At 36.1% G+C, this 12,914-nt stretch carries 12 protein-coding genes and 1 tRNA gene; 7 read left to right on the top strand and 6 right to left on the bottom strand.

Going from position 1 to position 12,914, the window contains the following annotated elements:
* Nucleotides 1–52: 52 nt before the first annotated feature.
* The gene (locus ASJ80_RS10265) at nucleotides 53–583 is read right to left on the bottom strand and encodes a dihydrofolate reductase family protein (RefSeq protein WP_069582793.1); all 531 of its coding nucleotides are present in this window, start codon (nucleotides 581–583) and stop codon (nucleotides 53–55) included.
* Between the two features lie 492 nt (nucleotides 584–1,075).
* Between ASJ80_RS10265 and ASJ80_RS10260 the strand changes: the two genes are divergently transcribed.
* From ASJ80_RS10260 to ASJ80_RS10245, 4 genes are all read left to right on the top strand, one after another.
* Entirely contained in the window at nucleotides 1,076–1,870 is a 795-nt protein-coding gene (locus ASJ80_RS10260) for an acetoacetate decarboxylase family protein (RefSeq protein ID WP_069582792.1), read from the top strand.
* Between the two features lie 43 nt (nucleotides 1,871–1,913).
* Nucleotides 1,914–2,750, top strand: a complete 837-nt coding sequence (locus ASJ80_RS10255) for an SDR family NAD(P)-dependent oxidoreductase (protein ID WP_069582791.1) — start codon at nucleotides 1,914–1,916, stop codon at nucleotides 2,748–2,750.
* Complete coding sequence (locus ASJ80_RS10250; protein WP_218105032.1) at nucleotides 2,725–5,169, top strand: DUF362 domain-containing protein; 2,445 nt, start codon at nucleotides 2,725–2,727, stop codon at nucleotides 5,167–5,169. Before ASJ80_RS10255 ends, ASJ80_RS10250 begins: the two co-directional genes overlap by 26 nt.
* Nucleotides 5,170–5,240: 71 nt before the next feature.
* Nucleotides 5,241–6,515 (top strand): DUF308 domain-containing protein, encoded by a 1,275-nt coding sequence (locus ASJ80_RS10245; protein WP_218105031.1) that lies wholly within the window; start codon nucleotides 5,241–5,243, stop codon nucleotides 6,513–6,515.
* A gap of 173 nt (nucleotides 6,516–6,688) precedes the next feature.
* Here the strand turns inward: ASJ80_RS10245 and ASJ80_RS10240 are convergent, their stop codons facing one another.
* A complete protein-coding gene (locus ASJ80_RS10240; protein WP_069582790.1) occupies nucleotides 6,689–7,327 on the bottom strand; it encodes a tetratricopeptide repeat protein in 639 nt (212 codons plus the stop codon).
* 256 nt (nucleotides 7,328–7,583) lie between these two features.
* Here ASJ80_RS10240 and ASJ80_RS10235 point away from each other — a divergent pair, with 256 nt between their 5' ends.
* The 3 genes from ASJ80_RS10235 (at nucleotide 7,584) to ASJ80_RS10225 (ending at nucleotide 9,886) form a co-directional block, all read left to right on the top strand.
* Entirely contained in the window at nucleotides 7,584–8,366 is a 783-nt protein-coding gene (locus tag ASJ80_RS10235; protein WP_069582789.1) for a nitroreductase family protein, read from the top strand.
* 192 nt (nucleotides 8,367–8,558) lie between these two features.
* Entirely contained in the window at nucleotides 8,559–9,128 is a 570-nt protein-coding gene (locus ASJ80_RS10230) for a hypothetical protein (RefSeq protein ID WP_069582788.1), read from the top strand.
* Nucleotides 9,129–9,310: 182 nt separating this feature from the next.
* A complete protein-coding gene (locus ASJ80_RS10225) occupies nucleotides 9,311–9,886 on the top strand; it encodes a DUF1847 domain-containing protein (protein ID WP_069582787.1) in 576 nt (191 codons plus the stop codon).
* A gap of 194 nt (nucleotides 9,887–10,080) precedes the next feature.
* On the opposite strand, the gene ASJ80_RS10220 is transcribed toward ASJ80_RS10225, so the two are convergent.
* The 4 genes from ASJ80_RS10220 to tuf form a co-directional block, all read right to left on the bottom strand.
* Nucleotides 10,081–10,539, bottom strand: a complete 459-nt coding sequence (locus ASJ80_RS10220) for a hypothetical protein (RefSeq protein WP_176720179.1) — start codon at nucleotides 10,537–10,539, stop codon at nucleotides 10,081–10,083.
* 379 nt (nucleotides 10,540–10,918) lie between these two features.
* Nucleotides 10,919–11,003 (bottom strand) — tRNA-Ser (locus ASJ80_RS10215).
* A gap of 158 nt (nucleotides 11,004–11,161) precedes the next feature.
* Nucleotides 11,162–11,470: a 30S ribosomal protein S10 gene (rpsJ, locus tag ASJ80_RS10210; RefSeq protein ID WP_048080450.1), complete on the bottom strand. Its 309-nt coding sequence runs from the start codon at nucleotides 11,468–11,470 to the stop codon at nucleotides 11,162–11,164.
* 51 nt (nucleotides 11,471–11,521) lie between these two features.
* A complete protein-coding gene (tuf, locus tag ASJ80_RS10205) occupies nucleotides 11,522–12,763 on the bottom strand; it encodes a translation elongation factor EF-1 subunit alpha (RefSeq protein WP_069582785.1) in 1,242 nt (413 codons plus the stop codon).
* Nucleotides 12,764–12,914 lie beyond the last annotated feature (151 nt).

Genomic DNA, 12,914 nt, shown 5'->3' with positions numbered 1-12,914 from the left:
ACTAAATTCGAATATTTTTATATTTAAATAAAAATTATTTATTCTTTCGTTCTTATTTATCCCTTCTATAATAATGCTTAATCAAATACTCACTTATAAACTCGACCTTCTCACACTTAAACTTCAAATCCTCATCTAAATGCCCAAACAAAGGAATACCTTCGCCCAGTAAAATAGGCACCGTGGTAATTATCATTTCATCAATTAAATCTTCTTTTAAAAATGACTGGATGGTCCTGCCGCCGTCGACGTATAAATTTTTGATTCCCCTAACTTCAAGGCGCTTTAATATGTCTTTTAAGTTCCCGTTAATTATTTCTGCTTTGCCATATAATTGGTGGGGAACGCTCTCTAAAATATTGCTTAGAACAAATACCTGCCTGTTATACGGCCATGAATCAAAGCTCAAAGCAGTTTCATACGTATTTCTGCCCATTAAAATTGCATCAATCCCTGCTATAAACTCGCCATACCCAAAGTCGCTGTTATCTGGATTGGGAATATTAACTAGCCATTCTATATCTCCATCCGGCCGGGCAATAAACCCGTCAAGGCTTGTTGCAATATAAACAACAGTTCTCATTTTATCTCCTGTTTAATTGTTAAAACAGTCGCTTAAGGCCCTTTTTCTATTACTTTTCATGATAAATATATTATTTAAATCAGAAATAATTTTGGTCAAAATTTTTTACTATGTCACGGGCTGAATTTTGGAATAATTCAAATTAAACCAAAGACTTTTCAAAGAGTTTATAATGGATTAAAATGAGTATATGTCATTTTTTTATTGAATTTAGGATATTGGAATCTCAATAAATCCATAAATATTTCGATTAAAAATTAATTTAATATTTTGGCTTATAAAATGTTTTTAGATTATAAAGTGGTATATAATGTATTTTTAAATTAAATATGGATTTTATAATTTAAATTTACGCATTTATAGATTTAATATTTATTAATATTTATTAAAAATTAATTTAAATGGCTTTTAATGTCAGTAATAACATAAATATTTAAATATCATACAACATATTATTAAATTAATTAATTAAGTGGTATAGGAGTATATAATATGTTTAAAACGCAAAAAGATTTTACATATTTAATGCCGGCTCATTTCGGCGGAGGTAAGTTTGACCCGGAGGCAAAACTTACCCAAAAATCAACAGCTCTGTTGATAAGATACGAAACTGACCAGAAACTTCTTGAAAATTATATCCCTGAAGGATTTGAATTAAGTGCTCCTGAAATTCAGGTCGCCTTCAATAAATTCACAGAAATTAACTGGATGCAGGGTGGGCATTACAATCTGATTGATGTTTCAGCGCCGGTCAGATTTAATGGGAAAAATGAACAACTGGATGGAAATTATTCGCTGGTGGTCTGGGAAAACAACACTGCACCTATCTTGGGGGGACGTGAACAAACAGGGATTCCTAAAATTTTTGCCGATATTGAAGACCTCCATGTCCTAAAACCTCATTATGCCACCACAGCCAGTTATGCTGGAAACACTTTTTTAAACATGAATTTTGAAGCCACTGGTGAGCTGACTGGCGATGAATTTGAACAGGCAAAAGCACAGTCTTCATCTTTAAACACCATCGGGTGGAGGTATATTCCTAAAATTGGAGCTCCTGGAGCAGAATTAAGTCAATTTATCCTTTACCCTCAGGGCATGGAAATGGAAACAGCACAAATTGGAAATGCCCGTCTTAAGTGGACTGAAATGACTCCAATGCAAAATCCAGTTCAGTTCCACATAATCAACAGTCTCGCTGCTTTACCTATAAAAAGAATAATTAACGCCTTATTTTCAGAGGGAAGTGCTACGCTTCGGGCATTTGGCGCTAGAATCTTAAAATGAATGGCATGTTTGGGTAATGTGTGATAATTTAAGAGGTGGTATAATGAGTAATTCTGAGTATTATACGGATAAAGTTTGTATTGTAACTGGTGGAAATTCTGGTATTGGATATGCATTGTGTGAAGAGCTTTTAGAAAGAGGAGCTATTGTCTATATGGCCGGACGTAATCCTGAAAAGGTTGCAAGTGCTGCGGAGCAACTTTCAAAATATGAAAATAGAATTCACACAGTTATTGTGGATGTGACAGTTCAAGAACAGGTGGAAAAGGCCATTAAAGACACTGCTGCTGAGGCGGGCCGTTTGGACTTCTTATTCAACAACGCAGGGGTTGGAGGTACGCTGCCTTTTGAAGATGCTACACTGGATGATTGGAAAACTATTATTGATACTAATCTCTGGAGTGTCATTTACGGTGTCAATACTGCTGTACCTATTATGGCAAAACAGGGATATGGGCATATCATCAATACCAGCTCCGTTGCAGGAATTATCCCGTTCCCGTTCCAGGCGTTATATTCTCTTACAAAATTTGGCGTCACAGGCCTTACCGAATGCTTGAAATATGAGTATGCAGAAAAAGGCATCTATTTTTCAACTATCTGTCCGTCTGATGTTGCAACACCCATCTTTAAAAAATCCATCGACGGTAAAACTCATGATGAAGCAAAGATCCCTGAAGATGCATATCCTGCTGACAAAGCGGCAGTCGATATTCTAAACAGGGTTTCCGAGCAAAAAGGGATTATCATAGTGCCTGAAGAGCCAGGTACAGGAGGTTGGAAAAACTACGTTCTAGGGAATCCTGAAGCAGAAAAACTTCTATTGCAGATGGCCCATGAACGCAGGGAATCCTATGAAAAGAAAGGATCTTACTTCTAATATTTCAAGGATTGTTGATATTATGAGTGCAAATGGATATTATATAAAAGAAATTCCTGTAGATTCAAGTATCGGAAAGAAAAAAGTGGATTCGCAGGGATCACCAGTTTGTGGTGTCAGGATGGATCCTTCAAAGGCATATGCTGAGATCCCTGATCTCCTTCAAAAGGTCATTAATGAAGATGATTCAGAGGTATGGGATGCCATTGTTAAAAAAATTGATTATATTTATGCCAATGTTGATCATTCCCTTGCTTGTCTTGACCAGGAGACGAATTTTATCGAAAAGGTACAGTCACAGGTAAAGTCTGGAAAAAAATTGTTATTTAAGCCTAACCTCGTCGGGCCGCAGGTAATTGAACCAGATACGCATGGTGAAGATCTGGGTGCTCCAATCTGTACAGACTGGTCAGTAATAGCTGCTTTAATGAGATGGTTTCACGACAAATTATCCATTGAGTACCACCAGATGGCGTTAGGTGAAGCTTCTACATCTTCCCTTCTTTGTGCGACTATTTTTAGTCAAAAAGCAGGAAAAACAGTCACATCAGAAGCGGTTTTTGAAGGGCGGTGTGGAGATTTCTATGGGGGATGGGGTTTCTACTTCGTTCGCAGGTATCTTAGTGATCATCATTCTCCATCCCATACTGACGATCCTATGAACGGCTATGAAGATAGCGTAGCAGGTAGATATTTGCCTCCGGGTAAAGCAGGGGACCGGTTGATGGTCTATGATCTAAACAAGCTTGACGATCAATCCATGGGAAGGGCAGTATCTGTCCCTGGAGGGGAGAATTACTCAGAGATTACTCTGCATAAAGTAATTATTGGTGGTGATCCTGAAAATACTGGCGATATCAGTGATTATCCTGGATGTGTCTTGATTAATGTCCCTAAGCTGAAAATCCATGCTCAGGACCTCCTCACCAATGCAATTAAAAATTTAGGTATAGGTCTTTATCCAACACAGTGCCACTCAAGTACTGGACATAATAATACATGGGAATATGCATTACCTTCTTCTGAGACTCCGAGTTTTAAGGGGAAGCTGCCTCATATGCCATGGGTTGTAGAGATAGATGGGGCTACTAATCTTCCAGTGAAGGATGAAAAGGGAGAATATATTGTTACAAAGACTGCAGGGATGCCTGGAACGCAAGCTGATGTTATCAAAGCAGTTCAGAACCAGGGCGTGTTTATAATTCATATTTCTGATTCCATCAACATGATCAACCTTAACCATAACCCTGAGGGCATTGCTGTTAGAATTCCTGAAGGATATATCTGGTCATCCCTTGACTGCGTTGCAATGGACCTTTTATGTGCCAGATACTGCTTTAAGACTGTTCCAATGTCTGAAGGAATTAAGCTGAAAAAGGAGAATAACTGGATCACGGAGTTTGTACGTCATGTTCCCGTGGCAAAAGTAGAAGGAAAAAATATAATAACTGTGGAAGGGCTTGATTCACCTCTTTTCCGGTATAAATTGTACAGTCATGTTGAAAAGAGAGGTGTGGGGCAGCAGCAGTATTATGTCACTGGTTGGGACAGTGTAACGGGCACACACCTTGCTTCGGTGGCAGGCCATCTCGGCAGGATTGAAAATAGAATGTTCATCGAGCTGGTGACTGAGAACATGTATTATAATCCTAGCTGCATGCTTTGGGATATGCAAAAAACTATTTTGAGCTATGCTGAAGCGCACGATATCTTATTGGGGTCATCGATCCTCAAGGAATTTATGGATAGCTTTGACGAGAACTGTGATGGTATCATCGATTACGATGAAAACGGGAGAAAGGGGATCTGGACGCCTGGATTCGGTATATTGTCGCATGCGTTGGATATTCAGATGACAGATAACTATGGGGTACTCAAGGGGCCTTTTTATCAGATGGTAAATTTTTCACTTAAACATGGTGATAAAAACTGGAACCTCCAGGAACATGATTTCACCCAGGAATATGTGTTAATGTGGATTGCTACTCTTGCATATGAAATGTCGAAGTCTGAAACAGTTATTAAAGACCTTTTTGTCCCTGGAATGAGCTGGGGAAGTGGAATGTGGCCTAGCTGGCAGCTGGCGAGATGGGCCTTTTTATCAAACAGTATATATGGTACTCAGTTGTCAGATCAAGTTAATCTCAGCTCTCTTTATGGAATGGCATTTAGCTATGCAGATAAAACGGTAAACAATGGTTTATACACTGGAAGTATTGATCAAATTGAATCAGATACTAATGCTATTAACGTATACTTTGAGGCGGTTTCTAAAGGATCCGATCCTATGGATTTTATATTGTACGTACCAGTAGGCTTTGGAAGCATTGGAAACGTAAAGATACCCAATGTAACAGAGACTGATGATCCAAGTAAAATATTTACTGCTCATTTCAATCAGGGTTTGGAGGTTTGGTAGGTAAATATAGGGTGGAAAATTGATTTTCTCTCTGTTTTTATTTTCCAGAGGTACTTAAAGAGGAATATAAATTGGTTTCTGATGGTGGGCAAAAAACATTTTTAAAAATGAGAAAGGAATATGATTTCTCCATAGAAGTCGTTATTTTAATGGTTTTTGGAGTATTCATGCTCGTATTTGGGTTTCTCCTGTTTAAAATTCATACTGGGGATTTGCCATATGCTCCAGACAGCACTTACGGCCTTTTCCTGGTCATAGTATCTTTTCAAATTATTACTATGGGTAAAACTCCATTCGGCGACTTCCGCCGTTCATGGGCACTTATTATAATAGGGATATGCGCGGCAATCATTGGAATGGTGGCATGTTTTGTCCCAGGCTACCTTTCATGGCTTGTCAGAATGCTGGTTGGAATAATCCTTTTTGCTGGAGGGATTGCTCTTCTTGTACAGCTTTTAGCATCTAAAGAAAAGGCGAAAACATGGATAAAAGTTCCGGGAATACTGCAGCAGCTGACAATTGCCTGCGGCATTGTCTATGTAATAACTCTTATTTCGGGTTTGATAACAATGTTTCCAGGTATCACAACAGACCCGCAGACCGCATTGATTCTCATTATCTATGGAATTAGTTTTTTCTATCTTTCATGGTGTATTCATAAAGTTTCGAGGGTATATCCTGAAGAACAGGATGATCTTTTACTTAGTAAATTAAATTCAGATAGCAGTAAATCAAAACTTTTTGCCTTTTTTCATGAGACTTCCCTTCATCTCACGCCTGCAATACTGCTTTTATTAGGAGTTCTCCTGGCGCTTCTTGGCGTTCTTCTTTTTCCAGTAAACCTTGGATTAATACCATTTTCTCCAGATGGTCAGCTCGGCTTGCTTCTGGTCATCATTGCCATTCAGATGATGGCATTGGGTTCTACTCCAGTTGGTCAGTATAACCGTTCATGGCTGCTTATATTAGTAGGAATTGTATTTGCAGCATTGGGAATTTTCTCGTGCATCGTTCCAGGGCTTCTAACTGATGTGCTTAGGATATTTCTGGGAATTTTGAATATCTTGGGGGGAGTTATCCTCCTTATTAAACAGTTCCTGCCAAAACTGTATGAAATCAAAAAACCTTCATCGCAACTGGATGAAGTGCCCCCTATTGCAAAAAAGCTTTCATTTACCCAGACTTTGCTGAACTTTGTGGCAATCGTTTTTGGTTTGACAATGCTTTTACCTTATCTCATTCCAGGCTTGATTATGGCAGGAATCCTTGTTATTAATGGAATACTCCTTTTCTTATTGGCATCCATTCTCCAGAAGATAACTATGATTGGAATTAGTGGTGGATAACCAGCAGAAAATCCAGTATGATATGATTTTTGAGATATTCCACATTTCTTTAATTTCTTATTTTTTGAAATCCTAATTAAATCCAAACACAAAATCAGAATTGTTAAAGAATTTAAAAAAGAATTAAATCTAATTATTCAATATAAAAAAGCAAATTACATTTTTAAATGTAATTAAAGTTCTAAAATCATTTCGCCTGCTTTTTTAGCATTTTTAAATCCGGGGTCTAAATCTTGGGCTATATTATAGTATTTCAATGCCTCTTGAAGATTTCCCAGTTCCATAAGGACAACACCTATATTGTACAGTGCTGCGGCCTCTTTTGGATTTAGTTCTATTGCTTTATTAAAGCACTGGATTGCTGCAGGGTATGCCTTAAATTTGGCTATGGTAGCTCCTTTATTGTTCCATGCAGTGGTGTCTTTAGGGTTTGCTTTTATGGCATTTTCGTAAGGTTTTATTGCTTTCTGGTATTTTCTTATCCTTTTCTGTTCGTAAACAGCCAGGGCTAATATGATTACAAATGGTATGATGTAAATATAAAAGACAGGATCTTTTACATAAGCTGGCTGGAACAGGTAGATGTAAACTATAACCATGCCCCAGAGTACCATGGCAATCCACATTCCAGGATGATAAACCCTGTTTTGATAACTTTTTCTTTGAAATATCCCGTCTATAATGTTCCAGATACCAAGCGGGGCGAAAAATATGTATGGTACAAGGGATGCTTTAGTTAAAAAGGGGTAAGCAGAATATGCTAAGAAAAATATTCCTATTATCAGTTGAAACTTGCCTTCTATCCTTTTCATTGAATCATCTCTGTTTTCCCTTTGATAAGTTAAATTTCGTGGTAAAACTTGCATTTTATTGTAATGCGTATTGTTATACTCTTATAAAAAGTATATGATTTTTACGCTATTTAATTGCATTTAATTAAAAAATTTTTAAGTCTATTTTTGGCACTGACAAAATAGTCTCTACAATTATATCTCAGGTCATACATATTAATAATATTGAATTTAATAATATGAATTAATCCAGAATAAACTTTTTAGGAGTTAAATCATGGAAAGAACTGATTATTATAGTACGATATTTAAAAGAAGATCGGTTAAAAAATATGATCAAACTCCACTTGATAAAAAAACTCTAGAAGAAATTTCAAATCATATAAAGAGTTTAAAACCTATGTATGATAACATCAAAACTGAAGTGAAAATTATACCGTTAGAACAGGTTGAAACGAAGAAGAAACAAGCACCACATTATATGGCTATATTTTCAGAGCCTAAAGGTGATTATCTGGTTAATGTGGGTTATATGCTGCAGCAAATGGACCTTTTCTTATCTGGAAATGATATAGGCAGCTGTTGGCAGGGTTCTCCAAGGCCCAATGAAGACGTGCTGAAAAATTCAGATCTGGAATTTGTAATTGTAATGTCATTTGGAAAACCCAAAAAATCAAAACCCGAGGAATTACACAGAAGCAGCGCTTCGGACTTTAAAAGAAAACCTCTAAATGAGATAAGCACAGTTAAAGGCGCAGATAAAATCGTGGAAGCTGCCCGTCTTGCCCCTTCTGCAGGTAACAGCCAGCCGTGGTTTTTTACAGGTGATGAAAATATGATCCATGTTTATAGCTCTAAACCATATGCTGTAAAAGAACATAAGGCACCGAAGGTTCAAAAGTACAACATTATAAGTATGGGTATTGCAATTTACCATTTACATGCCGCGCTGGAACACTTCGGCAAAAAAGTTGCAATTTTATCTGATGAAAACGCAAAAACTAGAGCCCCAGAAAACTATGAGTATGTGGTCAGTTTGAAGGCGGAATATGTTACGTGAAAATGGGAGTTGAATTTGAAGTACACTATTAAAATATATGATTTTTGAAATTTCAGGATTTTATGTATTTACTATGCATTAACAGTCACTTCTTTATCTTGGTCATCTATAAATAATGAAAAAAAATCAATGAATAAAATCTGCTTTAAACTATAAATACATGGCGAAATGATAAGTACATGGTGAAGTCATTTGATCAAAAATAAAACAATTGCAGCTATCCTCGCTGTTTTAACATTCATAGCGGGAAGCGTTTTACTTACAGTTATTATATTTTATGCATTGGGATATCCTTTTTCATCCATTCCTCAAAACCAACTATTTGTATTTTTTGCAATATTGGTAAGTGCATTCCTTGCATCTCGAGTTTATGGAAGAGGCAGTTCTGAAAGGGCAGCAAAGGCAACAAAATATTTGAATGAAATATTAGGGTTAAAACTTAATGAGAAGGATATTTGGAAGGCACTGCGTGCAGTTGAGCATATGCCCCCATATGCTATAAAGAAATACATCAATTTAAATATAAATGCTGTAGATGAGTTTGAAGTCAGGATAAAAGATTATACTGATAAATTAAGTGAAGAAGAAATTTTAACCATAAAAAGAATCATAGAAATGCCTGTTCCTGAACTTCAGAATATATTGCATAACTTATATCTTGAAACTAAATTGGAACAATTTCAAGTACTTGCTGAGCCTGAAGCAAAGCCTTTAATTGAATTAAATGTAAAAGAGCTTAAAAAGCTTTTATTTAATGAGTAAATTTTATATTTACTCTGTTATTATCATGTAAACTCAATTTTTGTAGCATTATGGTTATTTCTATTTTTTTATGATAAATTTAATTTTGCCTTAGGTTTTTGTATGTATTTTCCAAAATTTCAGGTAGAGCAATACAATAATAAACCTGGCTATAAATAAGTGTGTTATATGGAGGTTGTATATTGAATTGTGCAGTATGCCCTGAAAAAGAATGCCGAAATGGAAAAGACTGCCTTAAACTTGCAGAAGAAATGAAAGAACTTTATGGGGAACGTGAAATTTCTCTAATTAAAGCTGCCGCTTCTGTGGAGGCAGAATATTACATGAAAAAAACCCGTATAGAAGAAATAATTCTTTTTGGAGAAAAGATGGGTTATAAGAAAATAGGACTTGCATTCTGTATTGGATTAGAAAAAGAATCCAGAGAAATATATTCTATATTTAAAGAGCATTTTAAGGTATATTCTACATGTTGTAAGGTCTGTGGAATTGATAAAACCGAGTTTGATTTAGATAAAATTGATAAAACCCGTGATGAGATCATGTGCAACCCTATTGCTCAAGCATCATTTCTAAACAAGAAAAAAACGGATCTTAATATTATAATTGGCCTTTGTATTGGTCATGATATATTATTTACTGAACATTCAGAAGCACCAGTAACTACTCTGGCTGTGAAGGATAGAGTACTTGCTCATAATCCTTTAGGAGCGATATATTCTAATTATTACAGGAACAAACTCAATAAATCAAAATGAGTTAATATTTAATTTTTAGGATAAATAGATTGAAATCATGATGGACAGCGATTGTGACTGGATTTTTGAGATTAAATTGAAAATTTTCTTGATCTTTCCTAAGTTTCAAGAAATCGATTTAATTTGTTTTTACTATTTTACAGTTTGAGCCAATATTCTTGTTTCATTACTTTTAATTGGAAGATCCCCCACTTTCAAACATTTGGTATATATGTAGCACTGTTTTTTTGGCTTGTTTTTATTATAAAATGGAGGTGCTGTTTTAAATAGACAGTCTGGCCAGAGAAAAAAATAACCAGAAGCAGTGCAAGCATCATGTTAATTATTTCAATTAACATCAACATTTTTGACATTGGAGTTGGTGATCTGGGAAATATTTTTAAAAGGTCAAGTATGTAAACCATGAAGTACAGCGCACCTGCAGCCAGGGAAACTTTAAATGCCCATAGGTTATCTAAAAGTACAAAATAGCATAGGGCTAGTGATATCAATATGAGTGATATGAGGAAAATACTGAATCCATAGTATATACTCGGAGTCTTCTTTAAGTAATCAAAGTCTCTGTTTTCTACTGGTCCTCCAGGGACTAAAATAGATAGTAGCGTGACATTTAAAAACAAGATTAAACTTGTTGTTAAATTCATAATTTCCATAGTTATATTTATTGGGGGTTAAAATTCATTAAAATTTCGATCCATGTTAATTCTTAGTGGTTTTATCATTTAGGAGTGCTTTATGTTCCTATCTTGCCTGTTATTTGTTATAATTTAGATCAATGTGTCCATTTCATGAGTCTTAATCAAAATATTCCTTTGTTAGAGCTTCAGCAGATATATACAATGCCTTTTTTGTAGATTTGTAAAATATTTTTTTATAAATTTATAAATAAGTCCAAATTTTTGATTTGTTTTGAAAAAAAATATTATGTTGAATATTGGAGGAGATGATTTGGATTTGATTAAGTAAAAGGTTTGAGTTTTTGATTAATTGATAATATTTTAAAAATAAGTAAAAAAGTAGTTGTAAGTTACACGCCGGGACAGGGATTTGAACCCTGGAGGAGCAAAGCTCCACGGGATCTCAAGTCCCGCGCCTTTCCTGGCTAGGCTATCCCGGCATTGGATTTTTGAGTAGATTTTTCTATTTATCAATAGTTAATTAAATACTTTTTGATCAACTGATTAAATCTTTGTTGACCATCCAGTAAATAAAGTGTTTAAAAGCTTAAAACGTAGTTTAAGCTAATCAAAATAATTTTTAAGCTATTAAAACAAATTAGCTTTTGAGTTCTATTTCTATACTTACGTTATCAGGAACGTTTACTTTCATGACCTGTCTCATTGCCCTTTCATCGGCTTCGATTCCAACAAGTCTTTTGTGGATTCTAAGTTCCCATTTTTCCCAGGTAGCTTTTCCTTCTCCATCTGGAGATTTTCTGGTTGGTACCACTAATTTTTTAGTTGGGAGTGGGATTGGGCCGGACATGTCAACGCCTGTTCTTTCTGCGATTCTTCTTAACTGATCGCAGACAAATTGTAATTTTTCTGGGTCTGTTCCTGTAAGTTTAATTCTTGCTTTGTGCATTTAAATCTTCTCCAAAATATAAAAAGAAGGTTAGGAATTAATTCCTAATTCTTATTTTGCTTTAACTATGTCAATACACATTCCAGCAGCTACGGTCTGACCCATATCTCTGATAGCGAATCTTCCCATGTGTGGAATTTCTTTGACGTTTTCAATAACCATTGGTTTGGTTGGTTTAACTTTAACGATTGCTGCGTTACCTGTTTTGAGGAAGTCAGGGTTCTTTTCTTCAACTGCACCAGTTGCAGGGTTCATTTTCTGTACTAATTCTAAGAAAGTACATGCGACCTGAGCTGTGTGACAGTGGAATACAGGTGTGTAACCGACTGTGATAACACCAGGGTGCTGCATAACAACAATCTGTGCTGTGAATTCTTTTGCAACGGTTGGAGCGTTGTCAGTGTGTCCTGCTACGTCTCCTCTTCTGATATCATTTTTACCGACACCTCTTACGTTGAAACCGACGTTGTCCCCAGGTTCTGCGGAGTCCATCATTTCGTGGTGCATCTCGATAGATTTAACCTCTCCAGCTTTTCCAGCTGGTTCAAATATAACATTGTCCGCTTTTTTCATTATACCAGTTTCTATTCTTCCAACAGGTACGGTTCCGACCCCTGTAATGGAGTAAACATCCTGAATAGGTACCCTTAATGGTAAGTTAGTTGGTTTTTCTGGTGCGGAGAATTCGTCAAGTGCAGGTACGAGCGCAGGGCCTTTGTACCATGGGGTGTTTGCACTGTTTTCTTTGATGTTGTCTCCTTCGAATGCAGAGAGTGGTATGAAGTGTACTTTAGCTGGGTCGTATGCTACGGTCTTAATGAGTGCGCCTAATTCATCTTTAAGTGCGTTGAATTTTGCTTCATCGTATTTTACGAGGTCCATTTTGTTTATACCAATGATTAACTGGTTGATACCGAGTGTTCTTGCAAGGAAAATGTGTTCTTTGGTCTGCGGCATAATACCGTCGTCAATAGCGACAACTAATACAGCAGCGTCAGCCTGTGATGCTCCTGTAATCATGTTTTTAACAAAATCTCTGTGACCAGGACAGTCCACAATTGTGAACTCATATTTAGGAGTTTCGAATTTTGCGTGAGCAAGGTCGATTGTAACTCCTCTTTCTCTTTCTTCTGTCAATTTATCCATGACAAATCTGAACTTGTTTTCACCATCTGAAAGCTGCTGCTCTGCAATAGCTCCTGACTGAAGTAATACGTGTCCAACAAGTGTAGATTTACCGTGGTCTACGTGTCCAATAAACGCTAAGTTTATGTGTTCTTTTCCTTTTGCCATTTAATTAACCTCCAAAAATTTTGGGTTCAGGAAATCCTCAAAATTTACGAAAATTTCCGTCACTCCATTTAAAATCATATACTGATTATTTTGAGAATACCAATATTTTGGAATAATCTCTATTAAGTTTTATGGTTTGGCTTCATAATTT

The organism is Methanobacterium bryantii (genome assembly GCF_002287175.1).
In the GTDB taxonomy this organism is placed as follows: domain Archaea; phylum Methanobacteriota; class Methanobacteria; order Methanobacteriales; family Methanobacteriaceae; genus Methanobacterium_D; species Methanobacterium_D bryantii.
Note: the sequence above shows the minus strand (reverse complement) of the source record. Positions and strands in the feature narration are given on the sequence as shown.

What these genes read in the sequence shown, in the direction of transcription:
- ASJ80_RS10235 (WP_069582789.1), top strand. Translation starts at nt 7,584, where the DNA reads ATGGAAAGAACTGATTATTATAGTACGATATTTAAAAGAAGATCGGTT.
- tuf (WP_069582785.1), bottom strand. Translation starts at nt 12,763, where the DNA reads ATGGCAAAAGGAAAAGAACACATAAACTTAGCGTTTATTGGACACGTA.
- ASJ80_RS10250 (WP_218105032.1), top strand. Translation starts at nt 2,725, where the DNA reads ATGAAAAGAAAGGATCTTACTTCTAATATTTCAAGGATTGTTGATATT.
- rpsJ (WP_048080450.1), bottom strand. Translation starts at nt 11,470, where the DNA reads ATGCACAAAGCAAGAATTAAACTTACAGGAACAGACCCAGAAAAATTA.
- ASJ80_RS10265 (WP_069582793.1), bottom strand. Translation starts at nt 583, where the DNA reads ATGAGAACTGTTGTTTATATTGCAACAAGCCTTGACGGGTTTATTGCC.
- ASJ80_RS10255 (WP_069582791.1), top strand. Translation starts at nt 1,914, where the DNA reads ATGAGTAATTCTGAGTATTATACGGATAAAGTTTGTATTGTAACTGGT.
- ASJ80_RS10260 (WP_069582792.1), top strand. Translation starts at nt 1,076, where the DNA reads ATGTTTAAAACGCAAAAAGATTTTACATATTTAATGCCGGCTCATTTC.
- ASJ80_RS10220 (WP_176720179.1), bottom strand. Translation starts at nt 10,539, where the DNA reads ATGGAAATTATGAATTTAACAACAAGTTTAATCTTGTTTTTAAATGTC.
- ASJ80_RS10240 (WP_069582790.1), bottom strand. Translation starts at nt 7,327, where the DNA reads ATGAAAAGGATAGAAGGCAAGTTTCAACTGATAATAGGAATATTTTTC.